Consider the following 17,114-nt stretch of genomic DNA (forward strand, 5'->3'; position numbering starts at 1 on the left):
GATGTTCAATCAGAAGACTGTCAGTTGCCCTTGGTCGCATTAGAGGCCTCAGCAGCAGCAATCAGATCCTTGCCGATCTCATCTTCAAACTCACCCCAAACAGGTCGCATCACATCCGCCCATTGCTGGCGCTGTTCTGGCGTCAACTCACGCACAGTATAACCAGCATCGACAATCCGTTGCCGGTTCTCGTCGCTCGTCTGCGCAGCTTGCGCATTAGCCTTGGTCAGCGTTTCTTTGAAGATCGTCAGAAACTGCTCTCGCACATCAGGCTTCAAGCTTTCCAACCACTCCTTGGGCGCAAACACAACATAAGCCAGCAATTGATGGTTGGTCTCAGTAATCCCGTCCTGAACCTCAAAGAACCTCGATGTGAAGATGTTGGACCAGCTGTTCTCCTGACCATCAACAACCCCCAACTGCAAAGCCCCATAGACCTCTTTAAACGCCAATTTCTGCGCACTCGCTCCCATCGCCTCAATCATCGCAACGGCTACATCAGAATTCTGCACCCGAAACTTCAGCCCTGCCCCGTCAGGAGGCACGAGCAACGGCTTATCGGCAGAAAAGTGCTTTAATCCATCATAGAGGTACCCAAGTCCAACAACCCCGAAATCAGACATGACATCAAGCAGTTCCTGCCCCTTCTCGCTGGCAGTAAAACGCTGTACTGCATCCATGTCCTCAAACAGGAAAGGCAGATCAAAGAGTCGGAACTTGTTGGTGTAAACTTCCAGTTTTGAAAGAGAAGGCGCCGCCAGCTGCACATCACCCAGTATCAGGGCCTCCATCACCTTCTCATCATCATAAAGCTGGGAAAAGGGAAACACCTGCATGCAGGCCACACCGTCCATCTCGGTGTTCACCCGCTCCGCCAGCATCCGCGCAAAGTCACCCTTAGGATGGCCTCTCGGCGGCACAACATGGCTGAACTTGATAACAACTTCGCCAGGCTTACAGTCAATCTGGGCGAACGCAGGTGTGGCGAAAACAACGCCCAGAGCAAGAATTACAGCGGTGAACGCTCTCCTCATCAGCTCCTCACGACAACATTACGGTACCCGCCTATTATCGCAGTTTCTCACCAAAATCCGCCTAAGCTATTGCTCTGCATTTGCCTCGAATAAGCCGCAACAAAAAAGCCGGAGCAAATGCCCCGGCCTTTCAAAACATATCTTGGTGCCAGCTACCTGACGATAACCTCTGGCCCCATCATATAGGTCGGCAGCGCCGTGGAGAGCCATGGCAAGTACGTAACCAATACGAGGAACACCAGCAGAACCATCACAAACGGTGCAGCGGCACGCACCACCTGCACCAGACTCATACCCGTTATGCCCGAGGTCACAAACAGATTGAGCCCGATAGGCGGTGTGATCATGCCAATCTCCATGTTCACCACCATGATGATACCCAGGTGAATTGGATCAACGCCCAGCTCCACAGCAATCGGGAACACCACAGGCGCCACAATCAGCAGCAAACCGGATGGTTCCATGAACTGACCACCAATCAGCAGGATAATATTGACGGCAATCAGGAAGGTGAACCAGTTGAAACCTGCACCTAACATCCAGTCGGTAATGACCTGCGGGATACGCTCTGCAGTGAGTGTGTGAGCAAAGAGCAGCGCATTCACGATGATGAACATCAACATAATCGTGGTCTTACTACTCTCAACCAGCACCTTGCGGGTATCCCGGTGGAAGAAAGCAGGGAAGAAGTAAAGAACACTCAATCCAATATTACGGACAATTGCCTCAAGCAGTCCTTCACCAGACTTACGCCATTTCTTGTCCTTCAGCGGCCCCATGTCACGATAGATGAACAGAGCAATCAGACACGCATACACAGCTGCCACAGCCGCAGCTTCTGTTGGTGTAAACACACCTGCGTAAATACCGCCAAGAATGATCACAATCAGGAACATACCAAACGCAGCTTCAGCAAACGTGGACCACAGCACCCTGATGCTTGGGAACGGTTGCGCAGGCAGGTTTTTCTTGCGGGCGATGATGTAGATCGTCACCATCAGCATCAGACCAGCAACAATGCCCGGAATAACACCCGCCAGGAACATGCGCCCAACAGAAACGTTGGTTGCAGCCGCATAAACAACCATCACGATGGAAGGCGGGATCAGAATTCCCAGCGTACCAGCATTGGCGATAATGCCTGCAGCAAATTCCTTGGAGTAACCAGCCTGACGCATCGCAGCAATCGCGATGGTACCAATCGCAACCACAGTCGCTGGAGACGAACCAGAAAGCGCAGCAAAGATCATACAGGCCAGCACGCCAGCCATAGCCAGACCACCACGCACCCAGCCAACAGTAGCGACAGCAAAGTTCACGATACGACGGGCAACCCCACCAGTGGACATGAAGCTGGAAGCCAGAATGAAGAACGGGATCGCGAGCAGTGTAAAGTTCTGCGACGCATTGAACATCTGAATGGTCACAGAGCTCATAGAGTCATGAGAGAACAGCGCGATGTAGAGAACGGAAGACAAGCCAAGCGCAATCGCGATTGGTGCCCCGATAAGAAGCAGCCCAAAGAGCAGCAAAAAGAGAACAGCGGTTTCCATTGGGCTTAGTCCTTCAGCACGTCTTTGTTTTCTTCAACGAGCTCTTCAGCTTCGTGCGCGGCAATCATCGTGTCGCGTTGGCCAGTCAGAATGAACCAGCACATTTGCAGCGACCGGAAAGCCAGAAGGGCAAGACCGATTGGCAGGATGACATAGCCCCACCACCGTGGAACACGCTCTTTCACGCCAAACATCTCCTGATACCACTCAGGAAACTTCAGATCTTCCATGCCGATTGGAAGCTTGTAGTATTTCGCCACGTAGTCGAATGCACCGCCGGAAGACCCGCGGTTATCAAGCCCAAGCAACCAGCCAAACCAGTCTGCATCAAACAGCAGCGCCGCATACAGCAACGTCACCAGCGCACCAATCAGCCCGAAGGTGCGGAAGACCGGTTTCGGAAACAAGCGGATGAAAGCATCAACGCCAAGGTGCGAGCCAATTTTCAGGCCGTAGCTCATGCCGAAGAGAATAAGCCATGCAAACAGCACGCGGGTGAACTGTAGCGCGCCACCCCAACCCGAGTTAAAGCCGTACCGCATGACGACCTGCCAGAAGGTGACCAGCGTCATCACCGCAAGGATGGTGGCGATAAAGCCTTCTTCGAAAGCATCTATTATTTTATTTAGTCGAGACAAAGCGCCCTCCCCCAACAGCACTCTCATTTCTCAGTGTGTTGCGGCACCGAAAAAGAAACCATTGTGGTTTTTCAGGGTCTGCCCGACCAATAGCCGGACAGACCTATCAAGATGTATTGGATTAGTTGTTTGCTGCGACGGCAGCGTCGATCACATCCTGACCGATGTCATCAGCAAACTTGCCCCATACAGGCTTCATCACGTCAACCCACTGCTGACGCTGCTCAGGTGTCAAACTGCGAACTTCTACACCAGATTCAATGATCTTCTGCTTGTTCGCTTCGTTGATAGCGGAAGAGCGAGCGTTCGCATCGTTGGTCACTTCGGTGAAGATAGTGATGAACTGGTCGCGAACTTCTGGATCAAGGCTATCGAGCCATTCCTGAGAGGTCACAGCAAGGTAAGACAGCAGCTGGTGGCTGGTTTCTGTAATACCGTCCTGAACTTCAAAGAACTTCTTGGTGTAGATGTTGGACCAGGTGTTTTCCTGACCATCAACAACGCCGGTCTGCAGTGCGCCGTATACTTCTTTAAACGCAAGCTTCTGCGCGTTTGCTTCCATTGCTTCAATCATCGCAACAGCAACATCAGAGGTCTGAACGCGGAATTTCAGGCCAGCAGCATCAGCAGGTGTCAGCAAAGGCTTGTTGGCGGAGAAGTGCTTGATGCCGTTGTAAACGTAGCCGAGACCAACAAAGCCGATGTCAGACATCGCGCCCAGCAGTTCCTGACCCTTTTCACCCTGTGTGAAGTTGTTCACTGCATCCATGTCGGAGAACAGGAACGGAAGGTCAAACACACGGTACTTGAGTGTGTAAGCTTCGAACTTAGCAAGAGAAGGCGCAGCGATCTGAACATCGCCGAGCAGCAGAGCTTCCATCACTTTGTCATCATCAAACAGCTGGGAGCTTGGGAAAACCTGCATACAGGCCTTACCATTCATCTCAGTGTTGATACGCTCTGCCAATGCAGTCGCAAAGTCACCCTTTGGGTGGCCGGTCGCAGACACAACGTGACTGAACTTGATAACAACTTCACCCGGATCACACGCTTCAGCAGCAACGGCTTGAGTAGCGATGAACATGCCAGCTGCAACTGTGGCAGCAGTAACCAATTTCTTCATAGTATCCTCCCAGATGGAACGGAGCGAAGCTCCTCGCGATACCAAAAGCAATCTGCGTGCCAGTTTTAATACTATTAGTATTTTCAGATACTTACGGATATTTACCTAATTATTCGAATTACATTTGTTACGAATAAGTAACATTGACTACTCAAAGATGTGTCGAATTCGACACATTTCTATTCACCAATCTCGTCCTTGCCAAGCCCGTACTTCTTCATCTTTTCATAAAGCGCCTTGCGGGAGACGGACAGCGCTTCATACGTCGGCTTAATCTTGCCGTCGTTCTTCTCAAGCTCGGCAGCAATAATATCGCGTTCATAGGTACTTACGCGCTCAGCCAGCGTACCGCTCTGCGAGCCCGAAACGGCAGCCGCCGCACCAGCTGCCTTTGGCTGACCTTCCAGCCCCAGCACAAACCGGTCTGCCACGTTGCGCAGTTCGCGCACATTGCCCGGCCACTCCCGCTGCATCAGTTCACCGAGAAACTCTCGCGAAATCTCCGGCACTTCTTTCCGGTAACGCGCCCGCGCCCCACGGGTGAGGTAATGGAACAGCACCGGAATATCCTCCAGCCGTTCTCGCAGCGGCGGAATAGCCAGTGTGATCACGTTGAGGCGGTAAAACAAATCCTTCCGGAACCGCCCTTGGTTGGAGGCCGCTTCCAGATCTTCTTTGGTCGCTGCCACAAAACGCAGGTCCAGCGGAATAGATTTGTTCGACCCAAGACGCTCAATCGTCCGCGTCTCAAAAACTCGCAGCAACTTCACCTGCAAGTCGAGCGGCATGGACTCAATCTCATCCAGAAACACCGTCCCGCCATGCGCATGCTCCAGCTTGCCAATCCGCAAGCCACTTGCACCGGTAAAAGCGCCTTTCTCATGCCCAAAAAGCTCACTCTCGATGATATCAGCAGGCAGCGCTCCGCAGTTCAACGCCACAAACGGTCCATCTTTACGCAAACCTTCCTCATGCAAAGCACGCGCAACCACTTCTTTGCCAGAACCTGTCTCACCCAGAATAAGCACATCCGCATCCGTGCCAGACAGCGCGGTAATCGTACTCCGCAGCTCTTCCATGGACGGGGATTTGCCAACAATGCGCTCTTCCAGACCTGAGAGCTTGCCCAGCTCCTCACGCAGCACGCGGTTTTCCAGCGTCAAACGGCGCTTTTCCAGCCCACGCTCCACAACGGCAACCAGCCCACTAACCGGAAACGGCTTCTCTTTAAAATCATAGGCCCCGGCGCGCATGGCTTCCACCGCCAGCGGTACATCACCATGGCCCGTAATCAGCACCACAGGCAACGCACTGTCGATCTCGAAGGCAGCTTTCATCAGATCAAAGCCACCCATCTTGGGCATACGGATATCGCTGACCAGAACGCCATAGAACTCATGCGTGATGTGCTCCAACGCTTCTTCAGCGCGAGAAAACGACACCACGTGATAGTCTGCCAGTTCTAGCCCTTCCACCAGCGCTTCACGCATATCTTCGTCGTCATCGACCAGAAGAATGGTGGCTTTATCGATCGCCCATACGTCCATACTAAACTTCTTCTTCCTCAAGATCGCCGGAAGTCTCCGTGGCATCCTTCAGCACAATCACAAAACATGCACCACCAAGCTCAGATTGCTCATAGCGCAGCTGCCCTTCAAGATCCTCGATTATCTTATAGGCAATGGAAAGGCCAAGCCCCAATCCTTCACCCACATCCTTTGTAGTGAAGAACGGGTCGAAAATGCTCGCAACAACATCATCTGGTACACCGGGACCGTTGTCCTCAAAGCGGATAATCACTTGCTGCTCATGGCGAGAAACCAAAATCCGGATACACGGCTCAGCTTGCTCCTTCATGGCATCCAGCGCATTGCTCATCAGGTTCATCAGCACCTGCGCAAGACGCACTTGCCCAGCCAGAACCTCAATGGATTTGTCGTCCTGCACCACCTCAGTGTGCACGCCCATCTGTTTGCAACGGGGGCCCGTCAGCATCAGCACCTCGCCAACAACGGCAGAAACCTTCACCGGAGTAAGATCACGCCCCGCTTTACGGGTGAACCCTTTCAGGATTTGGCTGATCGCCGCCATGCGCTCCACCATAGCAACAATCTTGCCAAGGCTCTTCAACGCCCGGTCTGACTTACCCGTCTCAATCAACACCTGCGCATTTTCTGAGTGCGTGCGGATCGCGCCCAGTGGCTGGTTAAATTCGTGAGAAAGCGCAGCAGACATTTCGCCCAGTGTTGCCAGTTTGGCAGACTGCACCAGACTGGCCTGCGCCTGTTGCAAGCCTTTTTCTGCAGCCTCACGTTCTTTCACTTCCTGCGCCAGCAAGGCGTTCATGGTGGAAAGCTCACGGGTACGCTCATGCACGCGCTCTTCCAGCCGCGCCGCATAAACCTTGTCCTGCCGGATACGCTCGAGCAACCGGCGTCGCCGCTCACCCGCCATCCAGAACAGACCACCACTCACAACACACAGCAGCAAAGCCACCAGCGCCGCCCAGATGGACTGTTGTCGAACCTGAGAGGTATCGGCAAACAACACCACCTTCCAGTTCAGCACAGGCAGCTCCTGCTCAATCATCTGGAAGTTGGGTTTGTTGAAAGGTGGGCTTAATCGCACAAGCTGGAAATCCAGATCATACCAACGCTGCTCAATCACCCCATTGAGAGTAGCGGACACCCGTCCGCGTCGCGTTGTACGCTGTGCAAACAACCGCTCTCCACGCCAACTAGATTGGTTGGTGGCAACCACAATACCGTTTTGATCAACAGCAACAAGGCGATCCTTTGAAAGCGCCCAGGATTGCTCAACCCCTTCAAGGCTCACACGAACCGCAATAAAGCCGTAGTCGTGCTCCCCCTGCCGAACCGGAGCGATAAACACATAGCTGGCTGGTCCGCCACTGCGCGATAGCACCAATTGCCGCCCAAGCCGCCCTTGCCGCGCCGCTTGCAACGCATCCGCATAAGAGGACATGCCCTGCTCCGCCATACTGGCGTTATCAACCAGGTTGGAAGCAACAATCTGGCCATCCGGTTTTTGGAACCAAACTTCCTGCGCACCAGACATACCTGCAATCACCTTGGCAACATTCTGCCCGCGCTCATGTTCATTATTGGCAAGGATCTGCACAATATCAGAGCGCCGCGCCAGCAGTGGCGGCAACAAGCGGTACTTATCGAGATACTTCTCAAGCCCAGCGGCCTGCACAGATAAGGTCGCCTGCCCACGCGTTTGCAAGTCAGCCATATAAAACTGACTACTCAACTGCATCGCGACCCAGGCAACCACGAGCGCAAATATAGCAAACGTCACCAGTGCAACACTGGAGACCCGCTGCCATCGCTCAGATCTGCTTGTCCTGTTCACGTCGCTTGTCCGATTTAACTTAGAAGCTAGCCGCAATGCCTCTCAAGGCATCACCAAATGCGCTTAATCACTTACGGTGTAACCCGTGTTCGTTCACTGGTCTAGCGCAACACTTTTGATCAAAGCAAATACCTGTTGTCCGGCAGCCAACTGCAACTCGTGTACAGAATGGCGTGTCAGTCGCGCCCGCAAATGCTGCTCTCCAACCCGGCAATCCACCTCGGCATATGGGCCGGAGGTCTCCGTAATGCCTTCAATCACGACAGAAAGTACATTGCGGATGGAAGCTGCATCTGGCGCTTTACGCGCAAGAGCAACATCCTTGGCCTTGATGCGAACACGCGCATCCTGCCCCGCCTGGCCGAGCAACCCCGGAAGCTGCAACGTCTGCCCCTCCAGACCAAACTCGGTGATCTGCCACTGCTCATCATAGGTGTTCAGCGTGGCAAACAGCAGTGAGCCGGCATCCGGCCCGCTTGCCAGTTGCGGCAGTTCCAAATTGCTCAGCATCTGCGCAATCGGTCCATGCGCAACCACATTGCCAGCGTCTAGCAACACCAGCGTATCCGCCAGCTGCTCAATCTCACCAAGGCTATGGCTCACATACAGCATCGGAATGCCGAACTCGTTCTTCAGCTTAAGAAGATACGGCAGGATCTCCGCTTTGCGCGAGGCATCCAGCGAGGCCAGCGGCTCATCCAGCACAAGCAGCTGCGGATTGGAAAGCAATGCTCGCCCAATCGCCACCCGTTGCTTTTCGCCGCCGGAAAGCCCATGAGGTCGCCGCTTCAGCAAGTGAGAGATCCCCAGCAGCTCTGCAATTTCACCCAGACTGACAGCAGACTTACGCCCCGCTGCCCATTGGCTATAGAGCAGGTTCCGCTCCACATTCATATGCGGAAACAGGCGGGAATCCTGAAACACCATGCCCACACCGCGGTGCTGAATTGGCATATTGATGGAAGCTGCCCGATCAAACACAACACGCTCGCCCAGCGCAATGCGTCCACTATCCGGCGCGCTCAAGCCCGCAATCATGCGGATCAACGAGGACTTGCCAGCACCGGACTTGCCGAAGATTGCCGTTATCCCGCTGTTCACCGCAAACTTGGCGGAAAGCGAGAAATCACCCAACCGGCTGGCAACATCAACATCAATCATGCTGACCTCCCAACCTGCGGGAAAGCCGCCGCGAGATCACCTCGGAGAACACCAAAGCACCGATGGAAACCACAACCGCAATCACAGTCAGGCGGATCGCCCCCGCATCTCCGGAAAGGCTTTGCATCTCAGTATAAAGCGCAAGTGACAGCGTCCGTGTCTCTCCGGGAATATTGGAAACAAACGTAATTGTCGCCCCAAACTCACCCATCGCTTTTGCAAACCCGAGGATCGCACCGCTCAGGATACCCGGCAGTGCCAGCGGCAGCGTGATCAGCAAAAAGGTTTTGAGCCGAGACGTGCCCAGCGAATGCGCCGCTTCTTCCAGCTGGCCATCTGACAACTCAAAGGAAAGCTTTACAGGCCGAATGATCAGCGGAAACGCCATGATCCCCGCCGCCAGCGCAGCCCCTGTCCAGCGGAAGGCAAACACGATGCCGAATACATCGGCAAAAAAGCTGCCCAGCATGCCCTGCCGCCCAAACAGCACCAGCAGCACATAACCTGTCACCACAGGCGGCAGCACAATCGGCAAATGAACCAAGGCATTCACCAGCGTATAACCGGGAAACTTCCAGCGCGCGAGAGCATAGCCGAGCAGAACCGCGGGTGGCAGCGCAATCGCAATTGCAAGGCTTGCAACCTGCAGCGACAGCTGGATAGCTGCCCATTCTGCATCCGTCAGATAAAAGCTCAATCGCCGCTCACTTTGAAACCATGAGCCTGAAAGATCTTGCGCCCCTCAGCACTCTTCAAAAACGCCATGAACTCTCCGCTACTCTTGGAGTGCGTTAAGGTCAAGGCTCCCGGAATCACAATAGCACGATGACTGTCCTGCGGTATTTCCGCAAGCACCCGCACACCTTGCTCCACTTTCGCGTCAGAAGAGTAGACCAGCGCCAAAGGCACTTCCCCCCGTGCAGCAGCGGCCAGAGCAATGCGTACATTCTCCATCGGCGCCACACGCTGAGCAACACTCTCCCACAAACCGAGATTAATCAGCGCCTCTTTGCCATAGCGCCCGGCAGGCACCGTCTCCGGCTCCCCCATCGCCAAACGCCCATCCGCCAATGCAGCTTGCAACGCTTCCGGCTTCAGCTCAACCTCTTCAGCGCCCAGCATTTCAGAGCCAACCAGCACAAGCCCGTTGGAGGCCAGCTCCACAACACTGCCCTCCACCAGCACGCCATTCTTCACGGCATACGCCATCCACTCATCATCCGCTGTCACCAGCAAATCAGCAGGCGCACCGGCAACAACATGGCGTGTAATACTCTGAGACCCACCAAAGGAGAACTCTGTTTGGGTGTTATGGGTCTGATCAAACTGTGCACCGGCATCTTCCAACACATCTTTCAGGCTGGAAGCTGCAAACACCAGAATACGCTCCGGCTCCTGCGCAAACGATGCAGCCCCACTGCCAACAACCAGCGCGAAGCTTACAACAGCAGCAGAAAGAAAACGCCAGAAACCAGTCACAGCCAGAATACTCCATTTCGCGAGTCCGGCTTGAACTATAAGGACCTAACCCACCCGAACCACTGACTCATATCAAGGCCCACGTGGGTTTCGTCAAGCGGTTAATCAATCGGGGTCTTGACCTGAGAGATATATAGTTTAGATATGACTAAACAGTATAGAAATAGCTAAACCATGACAAACCTGAATACCACATTCGCCGCTCTTGCCAATCCAGTCCGTCGCCAGATGCTGGACGATCTGCTTCACGGCAATAAAACCGTCAAGCAACTCAGCACTAATCACGACATGACACCGGGCGCAATATCACAGCACCTGAAGGTTCTCGAAGAAGCTCAGCTGATCAGGCGCGTAGTCAAAGGCCGTGAACACCACTGCGAACTCGCCACCGCTGGTCTCGATCCAGTTTTGGAGTGGACAGATCGCCACAAAGCCTTCTGGCAGCAGAAGCTGACCTCTTTCAGCGCTTATCTCAACAAGCAGGGAGATGATGATGGCGAATGCAGCTGACATCAGTTTCAGCGTCAACGAGAGCATGTGGTTTGCCACTGATCTGGAAACCGCATTCACCGGCTGGACAGATCCCAAAGCCATCACAAGCTGGTTCGGCCCACCCGGCTATACCGCCGAAGTTCTGGAGCTAAACCTTACCCCCGGCGGTCGCTGGCGCTTTCGCATGGTGCCAAACACTGGCATGCCCTCTCATCACTCAGGCCGATATGTTGAAATTTCTCGCCCGAACACGCTGATCTTCACGTGGGAAAGTGAGGAAGACAAACACCTCACAAACGGACGCGACACACTGGTAACTGTGACATTCACCGAAGAAGCCGGCGGCGTCCGCATCACCATCCTTCACGAACAACTGCCAACACAGGAAGCAGCCCAAGCTCTCACCTACGGCTGGGGCCGCGGCATCACCTGTTTTGGCGAATGGCTAAGGAGACTGGAAGAATGACAGAGCAACTCACTGGCGGATGTGCCTGCGGTGCCGTCCGTTATGAAGCAAACGGCGAAATCGAGTTTTCCTTCAACTGCCACTGCCGTAAATGCCAGCGTTCCACCGGAACCGGCCACTCCTCAGCCTTCGCAATAGATATCGCAGGTATCCAGTTTCAAGGGGAAGTCCGCGAACACAAAGCCATAAGCGACAACGGCGCTGCAACCTACTCCGGCTTTTGCCCAACCTGCGGTTCCCCACTCACCAGCCGCACAGAGCGCTTTCCGAACCGCATCTACATCCACGCTGCCACATTGGACGACCCAAGCCACTTCTCCCCCAGTGTCATCGTCTTCGAAGAAGCCGCTCAGCCCTGGGACCCACCGATGAAAAACCTTGAAGCCGCGCCAAAGTGAGTCCGGCCCGGCCCGCACTATATCTCCGGTTCAGTCAACGACCGATGCACCGGCATTCCGGCCAGCCACTATCCCCAACGGCAAATACCACCGAATGTGGAGCGCGAGGAAACAGAGAGCATCATCGCAGCTGCGCACGCATCCCAAAGGAAACCCGAGCCTGGCAAAAACTATGGAAGAATAACAACCGCCTCCACTTCAAACAGCATTGGGTCAATTGCCAGCTTAGGAACAGGAACCAGCGTTTGTGCCGGCAGCGTTTTTCCAAACATCTCCATGACATTCTGAGTCAGCACGCCAAGCTTAGATGGATCATGCTCCACCACATAGACGGTGAGCTTGGCAACCTGAGCTGGCGTGGCATCAAGCGCATCAAGTACTTTTTTCAAATTGGCATAAGCCTGTTTAACCTGTACCGAAAACTCGGGCGAATAAGCGCCTTTATCATCAGCCCCACCTTGCCCGGAGACATAAGCAATCCGTGCACCAGCTGGCGCAACCACGGACACGCTGTAGCCATGGGCAGATGGGTCATAAAGGCTCTGGGGATTGACGATACTAAGTTTATCCGCAGTTGCAGCGGCTGAAATGCTGGTTGAAAAACTAGTAGACATTGCGAGGAGTCCTCCAATTACAAAAATATTTTTTAGGTGCAACATGCCCGTCTCCATAGCCAGTTTCCTGGAACTTGATGTGTTAGCTCTGTGCTGCACCTGAATACGAAAGGGCTCCTGACAATTTTTGTCAGCATGGTTATACTTAAACTCAATCATGCGTAGACCTGTTGAAACTGGAGACTGTTCGTGAGCCGCTCTGACCGCCTAATTCGCCTGATGCAAGTCTTGCGGCGATTGCCCTCACCAGTGACGGCATCAAGGCTGGCTTTGGAAATGGAAGTCTCCCAGCGCAGCATCTACCGAGACATTCAAAGCCTTCGGTCCTCCGGCGCAATCATCGATGGGGAGGCAGGCTTTGGCTATACGCTGACAGAAGACCCCTCATTGCCGCCAATGCATTTTGAAGCTGACGAGGTGGAAGCGCTGGCTCTTGGCCTGCATACCGTCGCCAAACTCGGCAACATAGAATTCACGTATGCAGCACAAAATGCTTTGGTGAAGCTGGAAGCAAGCCTTCCGCAAAGCATGCGCCAGCGATTGCGGCATGCAACCGTCGGCAGCCACATCTTGCGCAACACGCCCACATCCGAGGCAGACTTCCCCGGTCTTCGCGAAGCAATTTGGAATGAGCAAGCGGTGTCTCTGAATTATCTGGACCTGAAGGACAGCCTGTCAAAACGCAAAGTCTGGCCGCTCACCATCTACTTCTTCAGCGAAGTGCAGGCTCTGATCTCCTGGTGTTGTTTACGAGAAGATTTCCGCATGTTCCGGCTGGACCGGATCCAGTCAGTCGAGTTTCTGGAAGAATCCTTCCGCCCCAAACGAGTAGGCTTGCTGCGCGATTACTTCGAGCGCGAAAAAGAATGCGAGTAACCACAGGGCCCAATCAGACCACATCTAAGCCGCCGCCACATTCTTCTGGTCCTTACACCTTGGGGCTGATCTCTCCCACTGCACAAAACCAATGGAGACCAAAACACCGGCAGCTTCTCCTTTGTTTGCTAACTCAGCTCTTTAACACCAGTAGACGTCTCGATTTGCGCCCGATAACGCACTTTTGGCCCTTCAGTGACCAACGGTGGACGGTCTAAGGCAAATTCGTTGTAGAGCCTTTCGATCTCAGTTGGATCAGAATGCTCTACTGTCAGACTTTGCAGTCGTGCACCCATATCTGGAATTTCCGACATGGAAGTTGGCACGCCCCGGTGGTCAATCAGCGAAGGCAAAGCCCCATCTAGCGGCAGGGAACCATCCTTGGGGATCGAAAATGCAAATTCAGGATCGACAAAAGGAAGCGAAACTTCATCACCAAAGATCCCAGCGTATTTAGATGAAACTCCGCCGATATCTTCCGAACTTGCGACCCAGCCCCGAAGACGTCGGCCTTCCTCCCAGTCCGCTCGCACTTTTTCCTGATCATCAAGGCCAAACCATCGCGCCCGGTTCGGCTTAACTCCATTCGGATCAAGCGCAACGATCTCCAGATAAACACTCTCTCCAAGCTGAAGCCTGTGATTATGCGTCCCCATATAAGTGTGGCGCGTCCCAAACGGTACATCCAGATCAAGACAACTCCGGACATGAGACACCCCCTCCTTCAAGGTTGGTGCAATGACGGTTATGTGGTCAAGTTTCAACAAATCCAGACCTCTCCATTCCAGTGAACTCTCTAACAGGCAACCACCGCGTTTTTCCTGTCCTCGCGGATCATATCCGATGCCTTCTCCGCAATCATAATTGTCGGAGAATTGGTGTTGCCGGAGACGATGCGAGGCATGATGGAAGCGTCAACAACGCGCAGGCCCTCAACGCCTTTCACCTTCAGCCGCTCATCAACCACAGCCCCCATGGAACACGTCCCCACAGGATGGAAGATGGTGGTGCCGATGTCTCCCGCTGCAATAGCAAGGTCTTCATCACTGACGACATGCGCACCCGGCAGATACTCCTCCGGCGAAAACTCAGCCATCGCCTTGGTTTCCATGATTGTCCGTGTCAGGCGCAAACTGTCTGCCGCCACGCGGCGATCACTCTCGGCAGAAAGATAGTTCGGCTGGATCTTCGGATGTGCAATTGCATTGCCAGACCCTATATGAACACTGCCGCGAGACTCTGGCCGCAAATTACAAACACTCGCAGTAATCGCCGGAAACTCGTGTAGCGGATCGCCAAACTTATCCAGCGACAACGGCTGAATGTGATACTCGATATTCGGCGTTTCATAGGAGCTGTCAGAGCGCGTAAACACCCCAAGCTGACTGGGCGCCATGGACATTGGACCAGACCGGCTCAGCGCATACTCAGCCGCTATCTTCGCTTTGCCAATCAACGAGTTGGCTCGCTGGTTCAGCGTAACGGTGTTTTGAACCTTATAGATGCTGCGGATCTGCAGATGGTCCTGCAGGTTCTCCCCCACCTGAGGCTGATCGAGCACCATATCGATGCCATGCTGGGTCAATCGCTCACCAGACCCAATGCCGGACAGTTCCAAAATTTGCGGCGATCCAATGGCCCCTGCACTCAGGATAATCTCCCCTGTACAGGCAGCAGAAGTCATTTCCCCGTTCACCATCATGCAAACACCAGTCGCGCGGCGCCCGCCAAACACGAGCGCAGTCGCCTGCGCATTCGTCAGAACCTTCAGGTTTCCTCTGTTCTCAGCAGGCTTCAAAAACCCCTTGGACGTACTCCACCGCACGCCCTTGCGCTGGTTCACCTGAAAATATGAGGAGCCGAAGTTGTCACCGCCGTTGAAGTCGTCAATTTTCGGAATGCCCACTTCCTCGCAAGCATCACGGAAACGGTCAAGGATCGGCCACGACAAACGCTGCTCTTCAACGCGCCATTCACCACCTTCCCCATGCACCTCCGAAGACCCTGCATAATGGTCCTCTGACTTCAGAAAGTACGGCAGCACATCATCCCAGCCCCAGCCAGTCAGACCCAACTGGCGCCAGTTGTCATAATCCTGCGCCTGTCCGCGCAGATACAGCATGCCGTTGATGGAAGAGCACCCACCCAGCAGTTTGCCGCGCGGATAGTTCAGCTTGCGGCCATTCAACCCCGGTTCGGCCTCGGTCTGGAAACCCCAGTCCATACGCGGATTACCCATGCAGTACAGATAGCCAACAGGGATATGCACCCACGGATGCTTATCGTTCCCACCAGCTTCCAGCAGAAGCACCTTCACATCCGGGTCCTGAGAAAGTCGGTTTGCAACAACACAGCCCGCGGAGCCAGCCCCAACCACGATGTAATCCCAGGTTCCCAATGCGCGCATGCCGGCCCTCCCAAGCCCTAAGTCTCGATGCAGCCTAGGATAGAAACTGAGCGGAAGGTTTGCACTAGTAAGATATGTTTAGATCACCCACGATGAGCCACCGCTGCAAAGCACCCACGCCGTGCATAATGCATTTGAATATAAGAGACATCCGGGTTCTCAAAGAAGCCCTCCAGCATCGGTTTGATGTCAGCCCCTTGCGCGATATCCGCTTCAATCATCATGTGGTTTGCATCAAACCCGCGCAGAGACAACAACCGCGAGGACAGCGACACCGGAACCTCATTCTCATAGGGCATTGCATCCGCTGCATTCTCGCGCACAAAAATCGCATGGGACGCTTTGTAGGGCGTGTCATTGGGCTGGTAGGCATAGTTCAGTAAAAACACCCGCTCCCCAACCTCGGCATCATCCAGTGTGACACGGCACGGAAAGCCCGGCTTCTCATCAGCCACATAAACAACCACATTACGCTCTGCCAGTTGTTCTTCGCTCAGGCCGTTCAGCGCGTCAAACTCGTTGGATTTCAATCCGGAAATAAAAAAAGCCATAGGTCACTCCTCAAGTTGGGAGCAACCTATGGCCTTCCGCAAACCGTAACCACCCGATTTGCGAGCAATTCAAATATCAGCGCATTCAGGCCTGCGCTTGAGCCGCCGCAATCGCCTTGTCCAACTCCGTAACCAAACCACTATCCAGCTCCAACCGTGCGGCAAGCATCATCAGATAGGCCTGCTCGGCAGGTAGGTTCGGGTCAATCGCAAGGCGTGATGCAGTGTAAATTTCAGCAGCCGTTTCCGGACAGGTCGCAAACGCCACCACACGGTCAATGTCCAGCGGTGCGCGCATCTCATCCAAAACGAACGCTTTTTCTTCAGCGCCCAGACCCAACTCATCCAGCTTTTCAAAGATGCGCTGCATCTCATCACCGTCCACAGTGCCATCCGCTTTGGCCGCCTGGATCATCGCAACGATCAGCGCCATAGCAAACTCTTTGGCATCACCGTTCCCTGCATCCGGGTCAAACGCAGTGCCAGTCGGGTCCGGCAGGGCGAGCGGTTCCGGCACCGGTACAACAGTTGCGGGAGCCGCCTGAGCCTGAGCTTGCGTCTGCGCAGAACCATGAGGCGCAGCTGCACCGCCGCCGCCATTGTTCTTACCGTCTTGCCATGTCTGGAATGCTTTGTAGGCAAGGCCGCCAACCAGCGCCATGCCACCGTATTTCACGGCCTTTTTGCCAAGTTTCTTGCCCTTCTTGCTGCCAAGAAGGTATCCGGCCAATCCACCAGCAACGGCACCGCCAGCAAGTCCGCCGGCATTGTTTTTGATGTACGACTGCCCTTTGTCCAAGGCACCACGGGCCTGATTGCCACCGTTGGAACCCAAGAACTGATCAAGAAGTGCCTTGCTGTCGAACATCTGTAAACCTATCCCTTTGCTTTTGGACGTTACCCGTCAAATCTCTATGGAGATGGGAACCCAAAGTTTTCACTTC

Annotated in this window: 18 protein-coding genes; 4 read left to right on the top strand and 14 right to left on the bottom strand. The window is 54.1% G+C overall.

Annotated features, from left to right (window positions below; translation table 11 throughout):
• Positions 1 to 20: 20 nt before the first annotated feature.
• The 9 genes from PsW64_RS13280 to modA all read right to left on the bottom strand — a co-directional run bounded on the left by PsW64_RS13280 (position 21) and on the right by modA (position 10,366).
• Positions 21 to 1,034, bottom strand: a complete 1,014-nt coding sequence (locus PsW64_RS13280) for a DctP family TRAP transporter solute-binding subunit (protein ID WP_063303913.1) — start codon at positions 1,032 to 1,034, stop codon at positions 21 to 23.
• Between the two features lie 152 nt (positions 1,035 to 1,186).
• Positions 1,187 to 2,587, bottom strand: a complete 1,401-nt coding sequence (locus PsW64_RS13285) for a TRAP transporter large permease (protein ID WP_057460816.1) — start codon at positions 2,585 to 2,587, stop codon at positions 1,187 to 1,189.
• 5 nt (positions 2,588 to 2,592) lie between these two features.
• On the bottom strand, positions 2,593 to 3,225 hold the full coding sequence (locus tag PsW64_RS13290; protein WP_063290431.1) for a TRAP transporter small permease: 633 nt from the start codon (positions 3,223 to 3,225) through the stop codon (positions 2,593 to 2,595).
• A 121-nt stretch (positions 3,226 to 3,346) separates the two neighbouring features.
• The gene (locus PsW64_RS13295) at positions 3,347 to 4,348 is read right to left on the bottom strand and encodes a DctP family TRAP transporter solute-binding subunit (protein ID WP_063303914.1); all 1,002 of its coding nucleotides are present in this window, start codon (positions 4,346 to 4,348) and stop codon (positions 3,347 to 3,349) included.
• Positions 4,349 to 4,527: 179 nt separating this feature from the next.
• The gene (locus PsW64_RS13300) at positions 4,528 to 5,895 is read right to left on the bottom strand and encodes a sigma-54-dependent transcriptional regulator (protein ID WP_063303915.1); all 1,368 of its coding nucleotides are present in this window, start codon (positions 5,893 to 5,895) and stop codon (positions 4,528 to 4,530) included.
• Between the two features lies 1 nt (position 5,896).
• Positions 5,897 to 7,726 (bottom strand): sensor histidine kinase, encoded by a 1,830-nt coding sequence (locus PsW64_RS13305; RefSeq protein ID WP_063303916.1) that lies wholly within the window; start codon positions 7,724 to 7,726, stop codon positions 5,897 to 5,899.
• A 93-nt stretch (positions 7,727 to 7,819) separates the two neighbouring features.
• A complete protein-coding gene (gene modC / locus PsW64_RS13310) occupies positions 7,820 to 8,887 on the bottom strand; it encodes a molybdenum ABC transporter ATP-binding protein (protein ID WP_063303917.1) in 1,068 nt (355 codons plus the stop codon).
• A complete protein-coding gene (gene modB / locus PsW64_RS13315; RefSeq protein ID WP_063303918.1) occupies positions 8,880 to 9,584 on the bottom strand; it encodes a molybdate ABC transporter permease subunit in 705 nt (234 codons plus the stop codon). The genes modC and modB overlap by 8 nt, the downstream gene beginning before the upstream one ends.
• Positions 9,581 to 10,366 carry a molybdate ABC transporter substrate-binding protein gene (gene modA / locus PsW64_RS13320; RefSeq protein WP_063303919.1) on the bottom strand — a complete coding sequence of 262 codons (786 nt, stop codon included), beginning with the start codon at positions 10,364 to 10,366 and terminating at the stop codon, positions 9,581 to 9,583. The genes modB and modA overlap by 4 nt, the downstream gene beginning before the upstream one ends.
• Positions 10,367 to 10,540: 174 nt before the next feature.
• On the opposite strand from modA, the gene PsW64_RS13325 reads away from it, so the two are divergent.
• Genes PsW64_RS13325 through PsW64_RS13335 form a run of 3 tightly spaced genes read left to right on the top strand, consistent with a single transcriptional unit; the run spans position 10,541 to position 11,722 of the window.
• Positions 10,541 to 10,876 carry an ArsR/SmtB family transcription factor gene (locus PsW64_RS13325; RefSeq protein WP_063303920.1) on the top strand — a complete coding sequence of 112 codons (336 nt, stop codon included), beginning with the start codon at positions 10,541 to 10,543 and terminating at the stop codon, positions 10,874 to 10,876.
• Positions 10,860 to 11,324, top strand: coding sequence for an SRPBCC family protein (locus PsW64_RS13330; protein ID WP_063303921.1), 465 nt, complete (start codon positions 10,860 to 10,862; stop codon positions 11,322 to 11,324). Before PsW64_RS13325 ends, PsW64_RS13330 begins: the two co-directional genes overlap by 17 nt.
• Complete coding sequence (locus tag PsW64_RS13335; RefSeq protein WP_063303922.1) at positions 11,321 to 11,722, top strand: GFA family protein; 402 nt, start codon at positions 11,321 to 11,323, stop codon at positions 11,720 to 11,722. The genes PsW64_RS13330 and PsW64_RS13335 overlap by 4 nt, the downstream gene beginning before the upstream one ends.
• A gap of 170 nt (positions 11,723 to 11,892) precedes the next feature.
• Here PsW64_RS13335 and PsW64_RS13340 read toward each other — a convergent pair whose 3' ends face one another.
• The gene (locus tag PsW64_RS13340; protein WP_153042374.1) at positions 11,893 to 12,381 is read right to left on the bottom strand and encodes a RidA family protein; all 489 of its coding nucleotides are present in this window, start codon (positions 12,379 to 12,381) and stop codon (positions 11,893 to 11,895) included.
• Positions 12,382 to 12,525: 144 nt separating this feature from the next.
• On the opposite strand from PsW64_RS13340, the gene PsW64_RS13345 reads away from it, so the two are divergent.
• Positions 12,526 to 13,212, top strand: a complete 687-nt coding sequence (locus tag PsW64_RS13345) for a helix-turn-helix transcriptional regulator (RefSeq protein ID WP_063303924.1) — start codon at positions 12,526 to 12,528, stop codon at positions 13,210 to 13,212.
• Positions 13,213 to 13,340: 128 nt separating this feature from the next.
• Here PsW64_RS13345 and PsW64_RS13350 read toward each other — a convergent pair whose 3' ends face one another.
• The 4 genes from PsW64_RS13350 to PsW64_RS13365 all read right to left on the bottom strand — a co-directional run bounded on the left by PsW64_RS13350 (position 13,341) and on the right by PsW64_RS13365 (position 17,038).
• Positions 13,341 to 13,979 (bottom strand): VOC family protein, encoded by a 639-nt coding sequence (locus PsW64_RS13350; protein WP_063303925.1) that lies wholly within the window; start codon positions 13,977 to 13,979, stop codon positions 13,341 to 13,343.
• Positions 13,980 to 14,008: 29 nt separating this feature from the next.
• A complete protein-coding gene (locus PsW64_RS13355; RefSeq protein WP_063303926.1) occupies positions 14,009 to 15,619 on the bottom strand; it encodes a GMC family oxidoreductase in 1,611 nt (536 codons plus the stop codon).
• Positions 15,620 to 15,702: 83 nt separating this feature from the next.
• A complete protein-coding gene (locus tag PsW64_RS13360) occupies positions 15,703 to 16,170 on the bottom strand; it encodes a DUF1203 domain-containing protein (RefSeq protein WP_063303927.1) in 468 nt (155 codons plus the stop codon).
• Between the two features lie 85 nt (positions 16,171 to 16,255).
• A complete protein-coding gene (locus PsW64_RS13365; protein ID WP_063300306.1) occupies positions 16,256 to 17,038 on the bottom strand; it encodes a tellurite resistance TerB family protein in 783 nt (260 codons plus the stop codon).
• Positions 17,039 to 17,114: the final 76 nt, after the last annotated feature.

The sequence above is a fragment of the Pseudovibrio sp. W64 genome (genome assembly GCF_001623145.1).
Taxonomy (GTDB): Bacteria; Pseudomonadota; Alphaproteobacteria; order Rhizobiales; family Stappiaceae; genus Pseudovibrio.

Coding starts and splice junctions, on each gene's coding strand:
- PsW64_RS13280 (WP_063303913.1), bottom strand. CDS start 1,034: ATGAGGAGAGCGTTCACCGCTGTAATTCTTGCTCTGGGCGTTGTTTTC.
- PsW64_RS13285 (WP_057460816.1), bottom strand. CDS start 2,587: ATGGAAACCGCTGTTCTCTTTTTGCTGCTCTTTGGGCTGCTTCTTATC.
- PsW64_RS13295 (WP_063303914.1), bottom strand. CDS start 4,348: ATGAAGAAATTGGTTACTGCTGCCACAGTTGCAGCTGGCATGTTCATC.
- PsW64_RS13300 (WP_063303915.1), bottom strand. CDS start 5,895: ATGGACGTATGGGCGATCGATAAAGCCACCATTCTTCTGGTCGATGAC.
- modC (WP_063303917.1), bottom strand. CDS start 8,887: ATGATTGATGTTGATGTTGCCAGCCGGTTGGGTGATTTCTCGCTTTCC.
- PsW64_RS13325 (WP_063303920.1), top strand. CDS start 10,541: ATGACAAACCTGAATACCACATTCGCCGCTCTTGCCAATCCAGTCCGT.
- PsW64_RS13330 (WP_063303921.1), top strand. CDS start 10,860: ATGGCGAATGCAGCTGACATCAGTTTCAGCGTCAACGAGAGCATGTGG.
- PsW64_RS13335 (WP_063303922.1), top strand. CDS start 11,321: ATGACAGAGCAACTCACTGGCGGATGTGCCTGCGGTGCCGTCCGTTAT.
- PsW64_RS13340 (WP_153042374.1), bottom strand. CDS start 12,381: ATGTTGCACCTAAAAAATATTTTTGTAATTGGAGGACTCCTCGCAATG.
- PsW64_RS13355 (WP_063303926.1), bottom strand. CDS start 15,619: ATGCGCGCATTGGGAACCTGGGATTACATCGTGGTTGGGGCTGGCTCC.
- PsW64_RS13360 (WP_063303927.1), bottom strand. CDS start 16,170: ATGGCTTTTTTTATTTCCGGATTGAAATCCAACGAGTTTGACGCGCTG.
- PsW64_RS13365 (WP_063300306.1), bottom strand. CDS start 17,038: ATGTTCGACAGCAAGGCACTTCTTGATCAGTTCTTGGGTTCCAACGGT.